Below are 17,444 nucleotides of genomic sequence, written 5' to 3' on the forward strand. Positions count from 1 at the left end.
CCCGACTTCGAAGACACTGCGCATCCTCCGGCGCGGAAAGCAGGTAACAGTAATGGCGCAGCTGCTGACTCCGGGGATAAGGCAAAGGGTGAATACTCGGGTTCGCATCGGGCGGAGGAGGAAGAGCAGTGATCAAACACGCAAAGGTGATGCTTGGTGTGCTCATGGGCGCGAGCTTAGTTGCGGGCTGTTCGACGTTGCCTTCGCAGTCGGATCCGCAGGCGTTGCGTCCTTTCGAGGGAGCACAGGCCAGCCAGGCGCAGGGCCCCGAACCCGATCGGGCGCCAGACTTGCTCATCCGTGACTTCTACGCGGCCCTGGCACAGCCCAACCAGCAGTACCAGCTGGCGCGTACGTATCTGACACCGGATGCCTCAGCAGCCTGGAATCCGGACCTGACCATCAACGTGGTCGATCGCCTCGACGTCAACGTCGCGCAGCCCGGCGACCTTTCTTCGCCGACGGGCAGCGAAGAAATGAGCCCAGACATCAACGGCGACAATACGGCCACGCTCGCCGCCGCAGCCGCAGAATCCACGGCGGATGTGGCGCAATCGGAAAGTCAACTGGCACAGGCCACCTACCGGGTATCCGGGCTCATCGTCGGCCAGGTGGAAGTCGGTGGCGGGTACGTGCCCAACACCCAGTCGTTGAATGAAACCATCGAACTGCAAAAGGTTGACGGGCAATGGCGGATCAGTTCCTTGCCGAACTCCATCGTCGTCGAGAAGACCGAGCTGCGCAACCGCTATTCCTCGCACAGTGTGTATTTCTTTGAACCGGGCGGCGGGACGCTCGTTAGCGACCGACGTTGGTTGTATTCTGGATCCAGCTCGTTGGATACGGCGTTGATTTCACTTATCGTGGAAGGACCTTCTCATACCCTCGCCCCCGGCGTGCTCAACGAGCTGCCTGCGGAGGCGGCGTTTGCGGGGATCACTAACGGCGTCTATCAGCTCACTGGCGTTGCCAAGCTTAACGACGATGCCCAGCGTCGCCTTGCCGCCCAGCTTGTCTGGACCCTTGCGCTTGCGGACATCCCGGGCCCCTATCACCTCGCCTTCGACGGTGCCAACGTGGTCTCCAAGGGCACGGGCTCCACTGACCTTACCGTGGACGATTTCGCCGAATTCAACCCCCAAGCGGCTACAAGCAGCATTGGTTCGCTTTTCGCCATCCGTGGAGGGCAGTTGGTGCAGGTCACCGGCAATCAAGCGACCCCAGTCGCCGGCGCGCTTGGCCAAATGACCTCCATCGAATCTGCAGACATTGCCTCTTCGACTGCTACTGTGGCGCTAGTGTCGGCAACCGGTGAGGATGAATCTAAGGACTCGCGCTTACTGCTGGCCGGTCAAGACGGTGCGACCACTGAGATCCTCAAAGCCCGCACCTTGTCGCGCCCGACTTTCGAATACGGAGCCACCAGCGTGTGGACCGTCCTTGATGGGGAAACGGTGGTGCGTATTTCTCGCTCGGCGGGCAGCGGCGACATCGCCCAGACCACGGTGGACACCACAGCATTGGGAGAGGATCCAAGCCCGATTGAATCGCTGCGCCTGTCGTACACGGGAGTGCGCGCGGCCTTCATCATCGCCGGACGGGTCTTCGTGGCCACGGTGTCCCGGCCAAATGCCGGCGAGCGCAAGCTCACGAACGTCCAGCAATATGCCGCCGACGCCGACCTCGAAGCCCGCACGCTTGACTGGCAACCCGATGGATCGCTGGTGGTGGGCACCTCCAATCCTGAGAGGCCAGTGTGGCGCATCGAGCAGGACGGATCCAACTCCCAGACGATGCCCGCGGCAAATATCCAAGCACCTGTCGATGCCGTCGCTGCTACCTCGTCGAATGTCTACGTCACAGATTCCCGTGCTGCACTCGAACTTTCCACCACCGGCACGAGCTCGACCTTCTGGCGTGAGGTTCAGGGGTTAGAAGGCGGGCGTAATATCCCTATCGTCTCGCGTTAGCTGGGGAACCGACAGCTGCACCTGATTCGTCCAACGAGTTCATGTTGGAAATCTTGCTGCCTCAATCGTGCATGGGGTGTGGGACGGCGGGGACCCGCTGCTGTACAAAGTGTCTGCGCAGTCTGCGCACGCCTCCGCAAAGAATCACCACGAGGGTGGATCCGCACATGCCCGTCTGGGGCCTAGGTCCCTACGGTGGCCCCCGGCGAAGGATGATTATCGGGATCAAAGAGCGTGGTAGAAGAGATGCCGTCGGTCCACTTGCTGTCATGACCACGGCGGCTATCGAATACCTCATTGCCCGCGGTGAGCTTGATTGGGACATCGTCATCGTGCCGGCACCTACCTTGCGCGCCTCAGCACGCAGGCGCGGCGGGGATCCAGTAACGCGTGTTGCCCGTGCCACCGGTTTCGATGTCGCGCCGCTGCTCGAGCACAGTCGCAGCGTCAAAGATCAGGTAGGGCTGGACGTGTCGGCTAGACGGTCTAACCTTTCCCAGGGCGTCACTATGGTCAAAAATTGGCAGCGCATCGCGGCAGACCGAGGCCTATTCCCGGAGCCAGGTAGGGGCGGGGCTTACGGTGCGGTAGGCGTCGGAAAGCACAGAGGAAATGTGACCTGTGCTATAACAGGCGGAATGTTGGTTGCGGAATCGATTGCAGCCTCGCGACCTGCGCGGGCGGTCATACTCCTCGATGACGTGATTACGACGGGGGCAACGATGGCGGCGTCTTCCGCCGTACTGACCAGCGCCGGACTAAAAATCAGGGGTGGATTGGGGTGGAGTAGCGCCTAAGCGATAAAACAATGTGGCGCAAAGGTTATGACCAGAGGTATCCTTTGTGTGGAAGTTGATCCCGCCACTGAGGGACGTAGAGAGTAATCCCACTCACAACATCCGTGGCGGCCGAACAGGAAGGTACGTGATTATGACCACGCCTGCTGCTAGCAACGATTCCCTGAGCCCCGATGTCAAGGTGGCCATCACCGGACGCAACGTTGAGGTTCCTGAGCACTTCGCCGAGCGCGTCAACGCGAAGCTCGCCAAGATCGCTCGCCTCGATCCCACGCTGACTTTCTTCCACGTTGAGCTCCAGCACGAGCCGAACCCGCGCCGCGCCGATGAGTCCGACCGCATCCAGATCACCGCCACCGGCAAGGGGCACATCGCCCGCGCAGAAGCAAAGGAAGACAGCTTCTACGCGGCGCTGGAAACTGCGCTGGCTCGCATGGAGCGTTCCCTGCGTAAGGTCAAGGCTCGCCGTTCCATCTCGCTGTCCGGACACCGCGCCCCGCTGGGCACCGGCGAGGCCGCTGCCACCTTGGCCAAGGAAGCCGAGGATGCACGTGCGGAAAACAACTACGACGAGGATCCTTACGCAGACAAGGTGGAGGACGTCGTACCAGGGCAGATTGTTCGTACCAAGGAACACTCCTCTGTACCGATCACCGTTGACGAGGCACTCGGTGAAATGGAACTCGTCGGCCATGACTTCTTCCTCTTTGTAAATAAGGAAAATGGTCGCCCTTCGGTTGTTTACCGTCGCCACGCCTTCGACTACGGCCTGATCACTCTGGCTGAAGAGTCAGCCGACCAGGAGTAGGAATTCCCATTCGCGCTCTCTAGGAGTTGACATTAAGACTGGGCCCCAGAAATCCTCGATGAACCAGAGAATCTGAGGGGCACCTGAAACCCGGTAGTTGCATTCAGCAGTTACCGGGTTCAGCCATGTGTGATAGTTGTGCGTACAATGGCGAGTTAGTAGTTTTGCCGTCGTATTTTCAAGGAAAAGGATTAGCGCAGGTGTTTGGACTTTCCAAGATGCTCCGCATAGGCGAGGGCCGCGCAGTGAAGCGATTGAAGCACATCGCCGACCAAGTCATTGATTTGGAACCGCAGTACTCTGACCTAACGGATGAGGAGCTCAAGGCAAAGACCGCCGAATTCAAAGAGCGCATCGCGGGGGGTGAGACCGTCGATGACCTCGTCCTTGAGGCCTTCGCGGTTGCCCGGGAGGCATCCTGGCGCGTGCTGGGGCAAAAGCACTACCCAGTGCAGGTGATGGGCGGCGCTGCGCTTCACTTCGGCAACGTCGCCGAGATGCGCACCGGTGAAGGCAAGACCCTGACCTGTGTGCTGCCGGCATACCTGAATGCGCTCGAGGGCAAGGGCGTGCACGTGGTGACGGTCAACGACTACTTGGCAAAGCGTGACGCCGAGTGGATGGGCCGTGTTCACCGCTTCCTCGGTCTGAGTGTTGGCGTGATCTTGTCCGACATGACCCCAGAGCAGCGCCGCCGAGCCTACAATGCGGACATCACCTACGGCACGAACAACGAGCTGGGCTTCGATTACTTGCGCGACAATATGGTGCGCAGCATCAATGACCTGGTTCAGCGTGGCCACCACTACGCTATCGTCGACGAGGTTGACTCGATCCTCATCGACGAGGCGCGTACCCCGCTGATTATTTCTGGCCCTGTTGACGGCTCCTCCCAGTGGTACTCCGTGTTTGCCACCCTGGCACCGCGCATGAAGCGCGACACTCACTATGAGGTCGATGAGCGCAAGCGCACCATCGGCATCAAAGAAGCCGGTGTCGAATTCATCGAGGATCAGCTCGGCATCGACAACTTGTACGCGCCGGAAAACTCCCAGCTCGTGAGCTACCTCAACAACGCGATCAAAGCCAAGGAGCTGTTTAACCGCGATAAGGACTACATCGTACGCAACGGCGAGGTCCTCATCGTCGACGACTTCACCGGCCGAGTGCTGGCTGGCCGACGTTACAACGAGGGAATGCATCAGGCGATCGAGGCGAAGGAAAACGTCGAGATCAAGAACGAAAACCAAACCCTGGCTACCATCACCCTGCAGAACTACTTCCGTCTCTATGACAAGCTTTCCGGTATGACTGGTACCGCTGAGACTGAGGCGGCCGAGCTGCACCAGATCTACAAGCTCAACGTTATCTCGATTCCGACCAACGTTCCGCCGAAGCGCGAGGACATGGTTGACCTGGTCTACAAGACTCAGGAAGCCAAGTTTGCGGCTGTGGTTGATGACATTGAGGAGCGCGTGGAGAAGGGCCAGCCGGTTCTGGTTGGTACCACTTCCGTGGAACGATCTGAGTACCTGTCCAAGCTGCTGCAGCGTCGTGGCATCAAGCATAACGTGCTCAACGCCAAGTATCATGAGCAGGAGGCGCAGATCGTGGCCAAGGCGGGTCTGCCAGGGGCGGTGACCGTTGCGACCAACATGGCTGGTCGTGGTACCGATATCGTGCTGGGCGGTAACCCGGACATCATCGCTGACATTAACCTGCGCGAGCGCGGGCTCGATCCGGTGGAAACCCCGGAGGAGTACGAGGCCGCGTGGGACGATGAGATTGCCAAGGTCAAGGCGCAGGGCAAGAAGCTTGCCGAGCAGGTGCGCGAGGCCGGCGGACTGTACGTGCTCGGCACCGAGCGCCACGAGTCGCGCCGCATCGACAACCAGCTGCGTGGTCGTGCCGGCCGTCAGGGCGATCCGGGTACCACCCGTTTCTATCTGTCCATGCGCGATGATCTCATGGTTCGCTTCGTGGGTAACCGCATGGAAAACATGATGAACCGCCTCAACGTCCCGGATGACGTGCCGATCGCTGACAAGATGGTCACCAACTCCATCAAGGGCGCTCAGGCCTCCGTGGAAAACCAGAATTTCGAGATGCGCAAGAACGTGCTCAAGTATGACGAGGTCATGAACGAGCAGCGCAAGGTTATCTACGCCGAGCGCCGCGAAATTCTCGAGGCTGCTGATATCAAGGATGACATCCAGGCGATGATCGATGACACGATCAACGCCTATGTCGATGGCGCCACCTCCGCCGGCTATGTCGAGGACTGGGACACGGAGTCTTTGTGGAACGCCCTTGAGGGACTTTATGGTCCTTCGTTTACCGCCAAGGAGCTTATCGACGGGACCGAGTACGGCGCTGCAGGTGAGCTCACCGCCGATCAGTTGCGCCAGGCCCTGCTTGACGACGCCCACAAGCAGTACGACGAGCTGGAGACCAACGTCACCGCCATCGGCGGCGAGAAGCAGATGCGCAACATTGAGCGGATGGTGATCCTGCCGATCATCGACACCAAGTGGCGCGAGCACCTCTATGAGATGGACTATCTCAAGGAGGGCATCGGCCTGCGTGCTATGGCGCAGCGCGACCCGCTGGTGGAATACCAGAAGGAAGGTGGCGACATGTTCAACGCCATGAAGGATGGCATCAAGGAAGAGACCGTCCGACAGCTCTTCATGTTGCGCAAGCAGTTTGCCAAGCAAGCCGAAGCGGCCTCGGCTAGCGAGGCAGGTACGGTCGAGGCCTAGAGGCCCAAAGGTCACCCATCGACGACACCCTCGGGTGCTCGTCGATGGGTTTTCACTACCCCAACGGTGCTTGGAAGGAACGGCCTGAATGAGGACTAGGCCACCCGCAAGGTTCGTACCCGTGCTGCACCGGTTTCGTCGAAGGTAACCTCGCTGCTAAACGCAAAGTGATGTTCGCGACAGGTTACGGTCCCGATGACATATATGCAGTCGGCTCCCGCCTCAAAGTGCGAGGAGTCGATTCTTATTGGGCCGTGAATTGATGCGTGTTTCGCGCGGTAATTGATTGATCGTGTGGCGTGTTCGGAAAAGAACCGCTGGGTGATGCTGGATAAAGGCTTGACCCGGAATGCGGCGGCCAAGCCAACGTTGATGAGCATGACTGCTTTGCGACGGTGGGCGCGTGGGATCTCATCGCCCGCTTTGACCGCCGGTTGGTCAACAAGCGCAAGTAACATGCTCATTCCGGGGATGGGGCGCAAGCGTTGTTCGGACAACTGGTTATACTCCTTGAGGTGAAATACTCCAAGGCAGGCGTTTGATGTCACGGGGTGAACATGCCCCACCACGCGCGCTTGGGCTGCGCAGGTGGCAACTTGTGGGGCACAATAGAAAAGAATAAACGCTAGGTGTAGGCAGAAAGCATCAAGCATCCGCAGGCGGGTGACTCGATAGCTTCCACTATGCCAGTAAATGACTAATCGTGAGGTGTAAGTAGGCCGTGCGTGGCTTGATCGTTGATTATGTAGGCGTCCTGGACGGGACCGATGAAGACCAGCGTCGCTGGCGGAACCTGTTCGCGGCCGCGCGCGCCAATGGCGTGGGTGTAGCCGTGCTTTCGAATGACCCAGGTGGGGCTGGGGCAGAGCCCATCCGTGTCTTGCAGACCCAGGGCATCGTCGATGCCGTCTTGCTCTCCGGCGAGATTGGTGTGGAGAAGCCGGACGAGGCCGCGTTCCAGGCCGCCGCCGACGCCCTCGATCTGCCCATGCGCGACTGCGTGCTTGTCGACGATTCGATCCTCAACGTTCGCGCTGCCGTCGAGGCAGGGCTTGTGGGCGTGTACTACCAGCAGTTCGATCGCGCAGTCGTGGAGATTACCGGCCTGTTCGGCCTGGATGGTGAATTCTAATGCGCGTCTATCTCCCGGCGACTTTTTCCATTTTGCGTGAGCTCAACGACACGGGCGTGATTAATGCCCGTAACGGCTATGGCTTCGCGGTGACTCCGGCGCTTCGCGAGTGGTACACGGAAGGTGAGGAGGAGGACCTCGCCGAGATCGCCTTTGATGATGCGTCTTTGGCTTCCCTGCGCCTGCTTGGTGTGGGCGATGAGGAGGCCTTTCCGCACCGCCGGGTGGTTGTTTCAGTCGACGTATCCGATGACGTCGTGACCTTGGCTCCGGATCTCGGCGAGGCCGTGGTCAAGCTCAACCCGGCGCAGGTGCCGCTGGATGCCGTCGCGGCGATTCACGTGGATGTGGAGGTCAGCGAGGAAGCTACCGCCAAGGCCATCGAGGCCATCGATGCCGCCGACCTTGGTGATGAGGATGCGGAGCTTATCGTGGGTGACGCCGTCGACAACTTCATGGCGTGGTACGACCCCACCGAACTGCCGGTGCTGGTGCAGCTACTCTAACATCGCTCATTGTCAACCCTGGCCTGACGGTCAGGGTTTTTTATTGCCTGCGGCCGGGCATGCACAGGACAAACGCGGAACCCACGGTTGGTGGTTGTTAGCGAGGCAGTGGTTTTCTTAAGTGAAAATCGGAGGTTGGATCAAAGCAGATCGACGAGGTACCGGGGCTGGAAAACTAGGGTGAGTTTGCTCATCGCGTCCATAGGACCCACGGGGTAAAGGAGAGTGGGGCCGGTGGATGCCTGGGGGCGTCGGAAAGCAGCAATCCGAGGGTGACAACCGCTAAAGGATGGGCATCCACGGGTTGCTAAGAATTGCGCAGGGTCGGTGCGTGGGAAGCTGTATGGCACCCGCGCCCACCCTTCGGTCTGGACAAATAGCCTACGTTAACGTAAGCTACGTACCCGTAACTTTTTGAACCGAAACTTCTTCGAAGGGGGAATGAGTGCCTTCCGACAAGCTGGCAGCCGTTCGCGGCATCCTGAAAAGGTTCACCACACCGCTGCTCCCGGACGACTATTCCGCGCTGATCAACCCGCTGTGGTCCACGCGCGAGCTGCGGGGCAAGATCGTGCGCGTGCAACGCGATTTAGAGGTCGTGCATCTCGACATCATCCCAGGCTGGGGTGTGCCCACCGATTTCCATGCGGGCCAGTACATTGGCATCGGGGTGCTTGTCGATGGCCGCTACACCTGGCGCTCCTACTCGCTGACCAACGCACCCGGTCATGACCATGGAACCTTGAGCATTACGGTGCGCGCTGTGGAAAAGGGCAAGCTGTCGAATCATCTGGTCGACAACGTCGTACCCGGTACCACGATCCGCCTCTTGGCGCCGGCGGGCGAATTTCACCTCACCGATCCGTTGCCGCCGGCGATCGCGTTCGTCACCGCCGGTACGGGGCTGACCCCGGTGATCTCCATGCTGCGCACGATGGATGAGCGCGGCCAGTTCGAGGATACCGACGTTGTGCTCGTGCATTCGGCCCGTACCCAAGACGACGTCTTGTTCGCTAGCGAGCTGCGCAGGCTTGCCGACGCCCACCCCAGGCTGCATGTTCACACCCAAATCACGGGCGAACAAGGCCGCATCAGCCCGGCGCAGCTGCCCGAGCTCATCCCCGGAATCGGCGACCGAGTGGTCTATGCCTGCGGGCCCGCAGGAATGCTTGATGAGCTCGAGGACTGGGCCAAAGAAAACCGCGTTGAGCTGAAAACCGAGCGCTTCACACTAGAGCGCGAATCGGATGCGCAGGGCGGGACGATCACCTTCCCCGGGCGCGCCACCGTCGAGGTCGATGGCGCCACCACCATCCTCGAGGCTGGCGAGAAGGCCGGAGTCAACCTTCCGTTCGGGTGTCGCATGGGCGTGTGCCACACCTGCGTGCGCCCGCTGGTGGAGGGACATGCCCATAACCTGGTCACCGGCGAAGTCCACGAACCCGGTTCCCGGGTGCGCACCTGCGTCAGCGTGGCCGCGGGCGATCTGACCATCGAACCTTAAAGTTTGTGGCCTCACAATGAACCTGCCGGAAGGAAAAACTCATGGCAATCGATAACATCAAAGCCTATTCGCACCTGACCGACGAGGACATCGCCGAGATCGGTGCCCGCCTCGATCAGATCAAGAAAGAAGTTACGGATTCCCTCGGTCCCACAGACGTGGCCTACATCAAAAACCTCATCCGCGTCCAACGCAGCTTCGAGGTTGCCTCGCGCGTGGCGCTGCTATTTTCGGGGAACAAGAAGATGTGGTGGCTCGGTACCGGCCTGTTGTCTACGGCCAAGATTCTGGAGAACCTGGAGATCGGCCACAATGTGCTGCACGGCCAGTGGGACTGGATGAATGATCCGACCATCCACTCCACCACCTGGGAGTGGGACATCGTCTGCCCGTCCTCGCAGTGGATGCACTCGCATAACTACGTCCACCACACCTACACCAACGTCCTCGGCATGGACAACGATGTCGGATACGGCATTCTGCGCGTGACCCGCGACCGCAGGTGGACACCCATGCACGCCTTCCAGCCGGTGATCAACACCGTGCTGGCCACCTTGTTCGAGTGGGCGGTGGGCTACTACGACGTGGAGCTGGGCCGCTACTTCGTCGGCCGCGCCACGTGGGACGAGACCAAGGAAAAATTCTGGGAGACCACCCGCAAGGCGGGAAGGCAGACCGGGCGCGACTACCTTTTCTATCCGGCGCTTTCCGGCAAGAACTTCAGGCACACGCTCACCGCCAACCTCACCGCCAATCTAGTGCGATCCATCTGGGCTTACGCGGTGATCTTCTGCGGGCACTTCCCGGATGAGGCGGAGACCTTTACCAAGGAGCAGTTCAAGAACGAAGACCACAACCAGTGGTACCTGCGTCAGATGCTGGGCTCGGCCAACTTCCGTGGCGGCAAGCTCCTGACGATCATGTCGGGCAACCTCAACTATCAGATCGAGCATCACTTGTTCCCGGACATGCCCTCGAACCGGCTGGCGGAGGTCGGTCGCAAGGTGGAGGCATTGTGTAAGGAATACGATCTGCCCTACAACGTGGATTCCTTCCCGGTCCAGCTGTTCAAGGTGCAAAAGACCCTGCTCAAGCTGGCCCTGCCGAATAAGTACCTGGTTGCCGATCCAGATAACGCGCCGGAGGTGCGTTCCAACCGGGCATTTAGCAAGAACCCGGCCGTGGAGGAGCAGCTGTGGGTGGGTGAGCGCGAGCATTCCCGCAAGGGTCTGCGCACCGGCCTGAAGCTGCTCAAGAAGCTGCGCCCCGGCGTCGGCGATGTGATCAAGCACTACACCGGTCGTCGTTAGTAGGTAGCACGCATCGCTCGCCCTTGTTGCTTTCCGACGTCCAAGCTCGCAAGGCACGCAGTTCAAGGACTGAAGCGAGGGGAAGAAGCCAATAACACCTCACCCGGCATCACGCAGTGTGATCATGCCGGGTGAGGTGTGCTCACTTCAGGCAGATCCCCCTACATCGACAGGACCTACCGCGGGGCAGGGGAGTGCGGTTGGGATGGGTAGATCATGAAGGCTTCCAGCCTGAAGGCCATTGGCTCCCGCATGTTGTCCATGTCTGGGTGCATTGGACTGCGAAGCCGTCGGCGCATGGAAGGAGCGGTCTCAGCGTAACCACCGGCGCGCGGTGGACGTCGGAAAGCACAAAGCGCGCCCTACACTATTGCCCAACCTACGGGATGGGTGTTGGGTGCTTGTGCCGTTTAATTCTCGCGAGTTGGGAATATTGTGCGCCGGGGGTGTTGTTGAACCACTCATGACTTCCTTGTTTGAAAGTGCCCGCGCGGGCGAGATGAATCTGAGCAATCGCGTCACCATGGCGCCGCTGACGCGCAAGCGTGCCGAAGAAGATGGTGTGCCTGGTCAGCTGCATGTCGACTACTACTCGCAGCGTGCAAGCGCGGGCATCGTGGTCACCGAGGGGACCTTCCCCTCCTTCGTCAGCCGCGGCTTCGAAGGCCAGGCGGGCATCGTCAATGCCGACCAGCAGGCGGGCTGGCGCAAGGTGGCCGACGCCGTGCACGCGAAAGGTGGCACTCTAGTGATGCAGATCATGCACGCGGGACGAATGACGCATCCCTCGATGAACCGTGGACAGGAGCCGGAGGCGCCGTCGGCGATCGCGCCGGGGGTCAGCGCCCATACCCCGGCGGGCAAGGTGGAACTACCCACCCCGCGCGCGCTCGAGGCCAACGAGCTTTCCCGGGTGCGCGATGAGTTCGTCAGGGCTGCCCACCGGGCGGTGGACGCCGGCCTTGACGGCGTGGAACTTCACGGCGCCAACGGCTACCTGTTGCATGAGTTCTTGGCGCCGTCGTCGAATACTCGTACCGACGCCCACGGTGGCTCGCCCGCAGGCCGCGCTCGCTTTGTCATCGAGGTGGTCCGCGCGGTGGCCGAGGAGATAGGTCCGGGTCGAGTGGGCCTGCGCATCTCCCCGGAGCACAACATCCAGGGCGTGATCGAAGATAGCCGCGAGGATGTCATCGCCACCTATGATGCACTCATCGACGGCATCAAAGACCTGGGGCTTGCGTACCTTTCCATCCTGCACGCCGACTACAAGGGTGACTTCGTGGCTCACCTCAAGCAGCGCTTCGGCGGATTTGTCATCCTCAACTCCGGCTTCGGGGGCGTAACCGACCTCGAGGAGGCAAGGGAGATCGTCGAAGGTGGATACGCCGAGGCCGTGGCCGTGGGACGCGAGCTGATCGCCAACCCTGATCTCGTGCGTCGCTGGGAGGAGAGCTTGGAGTTAAACGCTATCCATCCTGAGACCTTTTATACGCCAGGGGCTGAGGGATACACGGATTATCCCTTCGCTGAATAAGAATCACGTGCGCAGCACATGTTTGGTACTTAACCAAAGCCACGGTGGTTACTGATGCTTCTTGCCTGCGCGTGAAAGATTCTTCTGACGAGGCCTGAACCCAACCGATACGGTCTTGCCGCCGTACTCCGCAATTGGAGTGCGGCGGTCTATTGCTATGGGTGCGCCGTTGTGCCAAGACTGACAAAATGCTGAACGGGAATCAGGAGAGAACCGAAACTAGCTCTCCCAGTCCACGTTGGTGCGCAGCGCGCCGAGGAGCTTGCGTACTGCCTGCACGCGGCGCCCGGTGGCGGAGTCGGGGTCGAACTCGTCGAGCTTGCACTCGGGGTCGGCGGGAGGACCCATGTGGGTGCAGCCGCGCGGGCAGTCCTCGACGGCTTTGGCTAAATCCTCGAACACGCCGATGACGGTATCGGCGTCAACGTGGGCGAGGCCGAAAGAGCGGATGCCGGGGGTATCGATGATCCAGCCGCCATGCGGCAAGCGCAGCGCAACAGCCTGGGTGGAGGTGTGCCGCCCCTTGCCCACGCCGGAGACCTCACCGGTCTCCCGGAAAGCATCGGGGACGAGGCGATTGACTAGGGTGGATTTGCCCACCCCGGAGTGGCCGATGAGCGCGGTGAGCGTGCCATCGACGATCTCGTTAACTGGATCAAGGGGATCCTCGATGCCACAAACCACCACCGGCACATTCAAGGCGGCGAATTCGGCGGCGAACTCGGTGGGATCGGCGAGGTCTGACTTGGTCAGGCAGATAACAGGCTGCAAATTGCCCACGAACGCGGCGACGAGCGCGCGTTCCACAAAACCCGAGCGCGGCGGCGGGTCGGCCACGGCGCACACGATGAGTAGCTGGGAGGCGTTAGCCACCACGATGCGCTCATAGGGGTCGGTGTCGTCGGCGGTGCGGCGTAACACGGAGGTGCGTTCGGCGAGCTTGACGATGCGCGCCAGCGAGCCGGGACGCCCAGTAGTATCCCCGACAACACCCACGCGGTCGCCGACCTCAACGGGGGTGCGTCCCATCTCCCGCGCGCGCATGCACACCACCGGCTCCTCGCACCCGTCAAGCACGACCCCCCACCGGCCGCGGTCTTTGGTGACCACCATTCCAAACTCGGCGTCATCATGGGTGGGACGATCCTTCGTGCGCGGGCGCGAACCCTTGCCCGGTCGCACCTTCACATCGGATTCGTCGAAGCTGCCGCGCCCGCCGCGGTAGCGGGTGGAACGGGCCATTAGTTCGCGTCCCCGAGATCCCCGGCGGCGCTGCTATCAAGCATGTTCGCCCACATGGTCTCAAAACCAGGCAGAGTCTTGGAGGTGGTCTGGATGTTTTCGACCTCCACGCCTGTGACCCTGAGGCCGATGATGGCGCCAGCGGTGGCCATGCGGTGGTCGGCATAGGAGCGCCAGTGGCCGCCGTGCAGGGTTGCGGGTTCGATGCGCAGTCCGTCGGCAAGCTCCGTGCATGAGCCACCTAGGTTGTTGATCTCGTGACTGAGTGCTGCCAGCCGGTCGGTCTCGTGCCCGCGCAGGTGCGCTATGCCGCTCAGCCGGGAAGGCGTAGTGGCCACTGCCGCCAGCGCGGCCACAGTGGGGGTCAGCTCGCCGATGTCGGACATGTCAAGGTCGAGTCCGCGCAGCGAACCGCCCTCCGGGCCGGTGACGCGAAGATTGTAGGTGCTGCCTGCGGCCATGAGCTCCACATCGCAGCCCATCGTGGCAAGAATCTCCCGGATGGCGTCGCCGGGTTGGGTGGTGCGAATCGGCCAGCCGGGGATGATGACCGTGCCACCGGTGACCGCAGCCGCCGCAAGGAAGGGGGTGGCGTTGGAAAGGTCAGGCTCGATGACCCACGTGCCGCCGCCGATGGGGCCGGGGTGCACGGTCCATTCATTCTCCACGCTGGTGTCGACCGTGACTCCGGCGCGGCGCAGCATGTCCACCGTCATTTCGATGTGCGGCAAGCTGGGCAGGCGCCCGCCGCGGTGGCGCACGGTCAGCCCCATTTCGTAGCGGGGTGCCGCCAGCAGCAGACCGGAGACGAATTGGGAGGATCCGGAGGCATCGATTTTTACGATGCCACCTTTCGGGTGCCCGTCGCCGTCGATTTCGAAGGGGAGGCCATCGCCCTTGACTTTCACGCCCGCTTCGCGCAGGCCTTCGAGGATCTGGTGCATGGGGCGTTTGCGGGCCTGTGGGTCACCGTCAAAGAACACGGAGCCCTCGGCCAAAGCCGCCACGGGCGGAACGAAGCGCATGACCGTGCCGGCCAGCCCGCAGTCCACAGCGCCGCCGTGGAGGGGAGCAGGGTGAACCTTGACGGTGATAGAGGCGGTGCCGTGGGTGGTGGAGGATTCCTGGAAGCCCACGCCCATCGCCGCCAGTGCGGCCATCATGAGGTCGGTATCACGTGAGCGCAGCGCGCCTTCGATGGTGGAGGAAGAAGATGCGATGGCGGCAAGAATGAAGGCTCGGTTGGTAATCGACTTGGATCCGGGGATGTTGACCGTTGCCTCGACCGGCGTGCCCGCGTACGGCGCCTGCCACAAGTTCGCACTTCGCTTTTCCATATCCACCATAATAAAGGCATGTGCGGAAGATTCGTATTGTTCAGCTCCGAGGAGTCCCTGTTGCGGGTACCCGGCTTTCAGGAGGTGCACGCCCCGGCGGGGCTGCCACCGGCGCGCTATAACGTCGCACCCACCCAGATCATTCCGATCCTGCGCCCGGGCACGACTCCCACCGAGGCCCTGGTCGAACCCGCGCGCTGGGGGTTGCTTCCGCATTGGAAGAAGGATGAGTCCGGGCCGCCGTTGTTTAACGCCCGCGCAGAAACCGTGACTGCCAAGCCAAGCTTCCGCGACGCGTTCAAACACAGTCGGTGCCTCATCCCGATGGATGGCTACTACGAATGGCACACCGACCCCGAGACGCGGGAGAAAACGCCGTATTGGATCTCGACCGGACAGCTCGTGTGGGTGGCCGGCCTGTGGGCTACCGGCCTCGACCGCCTTTCGGCGACCATGATTACCACCGCCTCACGCCCGCCGCTGGATTGGGTACACGATCGGATGCCGCGTTTTTTGCTTCCCGACGAATACGCGACCTGGCTTTTCGGCACCCCCAACGAGGCAGCCACCCTGTTGCATCCGGTAGGCGAAGACCTGCTCAACAGCTTCAGCGTGAGGACCGCCGACAAGGCGGTAGGCAACGTGCGCAACGACTACCCCGAGCTCATCGCGGTCCAGGGCGAACCCGACGACGGTCAGGTTTAACAACCGGTGGAAGTCCTTGGTAGTTGGCTATTCGGCCTCCACATCGACGAACGTCGCCCCCACCACCTGAGCTAGGTCGTCGGGGCTTAGCTCTACGTCGAGCCCACGACGCCCGCCGGAGACGAAGATGGTGTCCCAGAGCTGCGCGGTCTCGTCGATGACGGTGGGCAGTGGGTTCTTCTGACCGATGGGGGAGATCCCGCCGGGGATGTAGCCGGAGGACTTGGCCGCGTCATTTTGGTCAGCCATTGTGGCCTTGGAGGCACCAAAGGCCGCGGCCGCCTTCTTGAGGCTGAGCTTGGAGGTGACCGGCAGACAGCACACGGCGAGCTCGCGCTTGGGGCCTTTTCCTGCGGTCAGGTCGATGACCAGGGTCTTGAATATACGCTCGGGATCGACGTCGAGGGCTGCCGCCGCCTGATCGCCGAAGTGGTCGGTGCCGCCTTCAAAGGTGCTCACCGAATGCGCAATGCCTTCCTCCTCCAGGATCTTGAGGGCGGGGGTCGCCGCGTGTGGCTGCTTCTTCTTGCTCATGAATATATGGGTACACGCTTTCTTGCCCGAGTGGACAATCCACGCTTCCGTTTCCTGTGGGTTATGTCCTGTTTCGTGGTCTGTCTCGGTTGAGGTGCTGACTGTCGGGCCGCGAACGTCCGATAGTCGAACGTGCAATAGTCTCGGTACCTGACAGTCCGACACCACGCGCCGGGCGGGTGAGGGCCGGATGTGGCCTAAGATGGAGGGAAGCTGAATCTTTCGGCCCCATGGCCGGGAAGGGGTTTCTCTTTTGGGAGAGGTCCTCACAGGGAAGTCATTTTCGAGAAAAGAGTGCGAAACAAGTGGTAGCAAAGACCCCGCCCGCGCCAGGTTCTGCCTTGGCCAAGCGGTTTGAGCAGGAAGCCCTGCCGCTTCTGGACCAGCTCTACGGTGGCGCCTTGCGCATGACCCGTAACCCGGCTGACGCCGAGGACCTCGTACAGGAAACGTACGTGAAGGCTTTCCAGGCCTTCGACTCCTTCAAGGAAGGTACCAACCTAAAGGCGTGGCTGTACCGAATCATGACCAACGCCTATATCAATACCTATCGCAAGAAGCAGCGTCAGCCCTACCAATCCTCCACCGAGGACGTGACGGACTATCAGCTGTTGGAGACGTCCTCGCACGAGTCGACCGGGCTGGAGTCAGCGGAGGTTGAAGCCCTAAAGAACCTCCCTGACCAGCAAATCGCCAACGCGATGAACGCCCTGTCGGACGAGTACCGCATGGTGGTCTACTACGCCGACGTGGAAGGTCTGCCCTACAAAGAGATCGCCGAAATCATGGGCACACCCCTGGGCACAGTCATGTCCCGCCTGCACCGCGGAAGAAAACAGCTGCGTGACGCGTTGAAAGGCGTAGCCCACGAACACGGGATCGGGTTAGGTACGAAGGCGTCCCCACGAGCGGAGAAAGCGAAGACTCATGACTAATGACGGTGCACAAAACTGCGGCTGTAACTGCGAGGAGCTGCACCTGCACATGTATGCCCTGCTCGACCGCGAGCTGACCGCAGATGAGTGCTCGCGCCTGGAGCGCCACCTCGCCTCCTGCCCCGAGTGTCGTGCTCGCTTCGAGGCCGAGGCAGACTTGCGCAAGCTGCTCAAGAAGTGCTGTTGCGGCCCCGCCCCGACCACGCTGCGTGAGAAGATCACCTATTCCATCCGGCTGGAGGGTTTCATCGTCAGCGAGTGACGGTTCCTGTGGCTTCGTAGTCTCAGTCTTGCTTGCTTTTTAGGACCCGCCGATGCGAATGAGGCTGGCCAAGTCCCATTTCAGGGCCTTGACCAGCCTCTTC

Annotated in this window: 16 protein-coding genes; 12 read left to right on the forward strand and 4 right to left on the reverse strand. The window is 61.2% G+C overall.

All coding sequences use genetic code 11. The features are described 5' to 3' along the window. Positions 1-128: 128 nt before the first annotated feature. The 4 genes from PAB09_RS03170 (at position 129) to secA (ending at position 6,337) form a co-directional block, all read left to right on the forward strand. Positions 129-1,970 carry an LpqB family beta-propeller domain-containing protein gene (locus PAB09_RS03170; protein ID WP_271034629.1) on the forward strand — a complete coding sequence of 614 codons (1,842 nt, stop codon included), beginning with the start codon at positions 129-131 and terminating at the stop codon, positions 1,968-1,970. Positions 1,971-2,239: 269 nt separating this feature from the next. Continuing rightward, the gene (locus PAB09_RS03175) at positions 2,240-2,767 is read left to right on the forward strand and encodes a ComF family protein (RefSeq protein ID WP_271034630.1); all 528 of its coding nucleotides are present in this window, start codon (positions 2,240-2,242) and stop codon (positions 2,765-2,767) included. Between the two features lie 133 nt (positions 2,768-2,900). After that, positions 2,901-3,575: a ribosome hibernation-promoting factor, HPF/YfiA family gene (gene hpf / locus PAB09_RS03180; RefSeq protein ID WP_271034631.1), complete on the forward strand. Its 675-nt coding sequence runs from the start codon at positions 2,901-2,903 to the stop codon at positions 3,573-3,575. 200 nt (positions 3,576-3,775) lie between these two features. Next, entirely contained in the window at positions 3,776-6,337 is a 2,562-nt protein-coding gene (gene secA / locus PAB09_RS03185) for a preprotein translocase subunit SecA (protein ID WP_271034632.1), read from the forward strand. 95 nt (positions 6,338-6,432) lie between these two features. On the opposite strand, the gene PAB09_RS03190 is transcribed toward secA, so the two are convergent. Beyond that, positions 6,433-6,834, reverse strand: a complete 402-nt coding sequence (locus PAB09_RS03190) for a hypothetical protein (RefSeq protein ID WP_271034633.1) — start codon at positions 6,832-6,834, stop codon at positions 6,433-6,435. Positions 6,835-7,058: 224 nt separating this feature from the next. Between PAB09_RS03190 and PAB09_RS03195 the strand changes: the two genes are divergently transcribed. From PAB09_RS03195 to PAB09_RS03215, 5 genes are all read left to right on the forward strand, one after another. Then, positions 7,059-7,469, forward strand: coding sequence for an HAD-IA family hydrolase (locus PAB09_RS03195; protein WP_271034634.1), 411 nt, complete (start codon positions 7,059-7,061; stop codon positions 7,467-7,469). Beyond that, positions 7,469-7,975, forward strand: coding sequence for a DUF6912 family protein (locus PAB09_RS03200; protein ID WP_271034635.1), 507 nt, complete (start codon positions 7,469-7,471; stop codon positions 7,973-7,975). Before PAB09_RS03195 ends, PAB09_RS03200 begins: the two co-directional genes overlap by 1 nt. A gap of 445 nt (positions 7,976-8,420) precedes the next feature. After that, entirely contained in the window at positions 8,421-9,479 is a 1,059-nt protein-coding gene (locus tag PAB09_RS03205; RefSeq protein ID WP_271034636.1) for a ferredoxin reductase, read from the forward strand. Positions 9,480-9,520: 41 nt separating this feature from the next. Further along, positions 9,521-10,789, forward strand: coding sequence for a fatty acid desaturase family protein (locus PAB09_RS03210; protein WP_271034637.1), 1,269 nt, complete (start codon positions 9,521-9,523; stop codon positions 10,787-10,789). Positions 10,790-11,252: 463 nt separating this feature from the next. Further along, positions 11,253-12,326, forward strand: a complete 1,074-nt coding sequence (locus PAB09_RS03215) for an alkene reductase (protein ID WP_271034638.1) — start codon at positions 11,253-11,255, stop codon at positions 12,324-12,326. Between the two features lie 219 nt (positions 12,327-12,545). On the opposite strand, the gene rsgA is transcribed toward PAB09_RS03215, so the two are convergent. Continuing rightward, the gene (rsgA, locus tag PAB09_RS03220) at positions 12,546-13,568 is read right to left on the reverse strand and encodes a ribosome small subunit-dependent GTPase A (RefSeq protein ID WP_271034639.1); all 1,023 of its coding nucleotides are present in this window, start codon (positions 13,566-13,568) and stop codon (positions 12,546-12,548) included. Continuing rightward, positions 13,568-14,905 (reverse strand): 3-phosphoshikimate 1-carboxyvinyltransferase, encoded by a 1,338-nt coding sequence (gene aroA, locus PAB09_RS03225; protein ID WP_271034640.1) that lies wholly within the window; start codon positions 14,903-14,905, stop codon positions 13,568-13,570. The genes rsgA and aroA overlap by 1 nt, the downstream gene beginning before the upstream one ends. Positions 14,906-14,923: 18 nt before the next feature. On the opposite strand from aroA, the gene PAB09_RS03230 reads away from it, so the two are divergent. Then, on the forward strand, positions 14,924-15,610 hold the full coding sequence (locus PAB09_RS03230) for an SOS response-associated peptidase (protein ID WP_271034641.1): 687 nt from the start codon (positions 14,924-14,926) through the stop codon (positions 15,608-15,610). A gap of 27 nt (positions 15,611-15,637) precedes the next feature. Here the strand turns inward: PAB09_RS03230 and ybaK are convergent, their stop codons facing one another. Continuing rightward, on the reverse strand, positions 15,638-16,144 hold the full coding sequence (gene ybaK / locus PAB09_RS03235; protein ID WP_271034642.1) for a Cys-tRNA(Pro) deacylase: 507 nt from the start codon (positions 16,142-16,144) through the stop codon (positions 15,638-15,640). A gap of 305 nt (positions 16,145-16,449) precedes the next feature. On the opposite strand from ybaK, the gene PAB09_RS03240 reads away from it, so the two are divergent. Continuing rightward, positions 16,450-17,079 carry a sigma-70 family RNA polymerase sigma factor gene (locus tag PAB09_RS03240; RefSeq protein WP_271034643.1) on the forward strand — a complete coding sequence of 210 codons (630 nt, stop codon included), beginning with the start codon at positions 16,450-16,452 and terminating at the stop codon, positions 17,077-17,079. Beyond that, positions 17,072-17,341, forward strand: a complete 270-nt coding sequence (rsrA, locus tag PAB09_RS03245; RefSeq protein WP_271034644.1) for a mycothiol system anti-sigma-R factor — start codon at positions 17,072-17,074, stop codon at positions 17,339-17,341. Before PAB09_RS03240 ends, rsrA begins: the two co-directional genes overlap by 8 nt. Positions 17,342-17,444: the final 103 nt, after the last annotated feature.

Source organism: Corynebacterium sp. SCR221107, assembly GCF_027886475.1.
GTDB lineage: Bacteria > Actinomycetota > Actinomycetes > Mycobacteriales > Mycobacteriaceae > Corynebacterium.

Excerpts from the sequence above, each read along its gene's own strand:
- hpf (WP_271034631.1), top strand. The coding sequence starts at position 2,901 with ATGACCACGCCTGCTGCTAGCAACGATTCCCTGAGCCCCGATGTCAAG.
- PAB09_RS03175 (WP_271034630.1), top strand. The coding sequence starts at position 2,240 with ATGACCACGGCGGCTATCGAATACCTCATTGCCCGCGGTGAGCTTGAT.
- PAB09_RS03210 (WP_271034637.1), top strand. The coding sequence starts at position 9,521 with ATGGCAATCGATAACATCAAAGCCTATTCGCACCTGACCGACGAGGAC.
- PAB09_RS03230 (WP_271034641.1), top strand. The coding sequence starts at position 14,924 with ATGTGCGGAAGATTCGTATTGTTCAGCTCCGAGGAGTCCCTGTTGCGG.
- rsrA (WP_271034644.1), top strand. The coding sequence starts at position 17,072 with ATGACTAATGACGGTGCACAAAACTGCGGCTGTAACTGCGAGGAGCTG.
- PAB09_RS03215 (WP_271034638.1), top strand. The coding sequence starts at position 11,253 with ATGACTTCCTTGTTTGAAAGTGCCCGCGCGGGCGAGATGAATCTGAGC.
- PAB09_RS03200 (WP_271034635.1), top strand. The coding sequence starts at position 7,469 with ATGCGCGTCTATCTCCCGGCGACTTTTTCCATTTTGCGTGAGCTCAAC.
- aroA (WP_271034640.1), bottom strand. The coding sequence starts at position 14,905 with ATGGAAAAGCGAAGTGCGAACTTGTGGCAGGCGCCGTACGCGGGCACG.
- ybaK (WP_271034642.1), bottom strand. The coding sequence starts at position 16,144 with ATGAGCAAGAAGAAGCAGCCACACGCGGCGACCCCCGCCCTCAAGATC.
- rsgA (WP_271034639.1), bottom strand. The coding sequence starts at position 13,568 with ATGGCCCGTTCCACCCGCTACCGCGGCGGGCGCGGCAGCTTCGACGAA.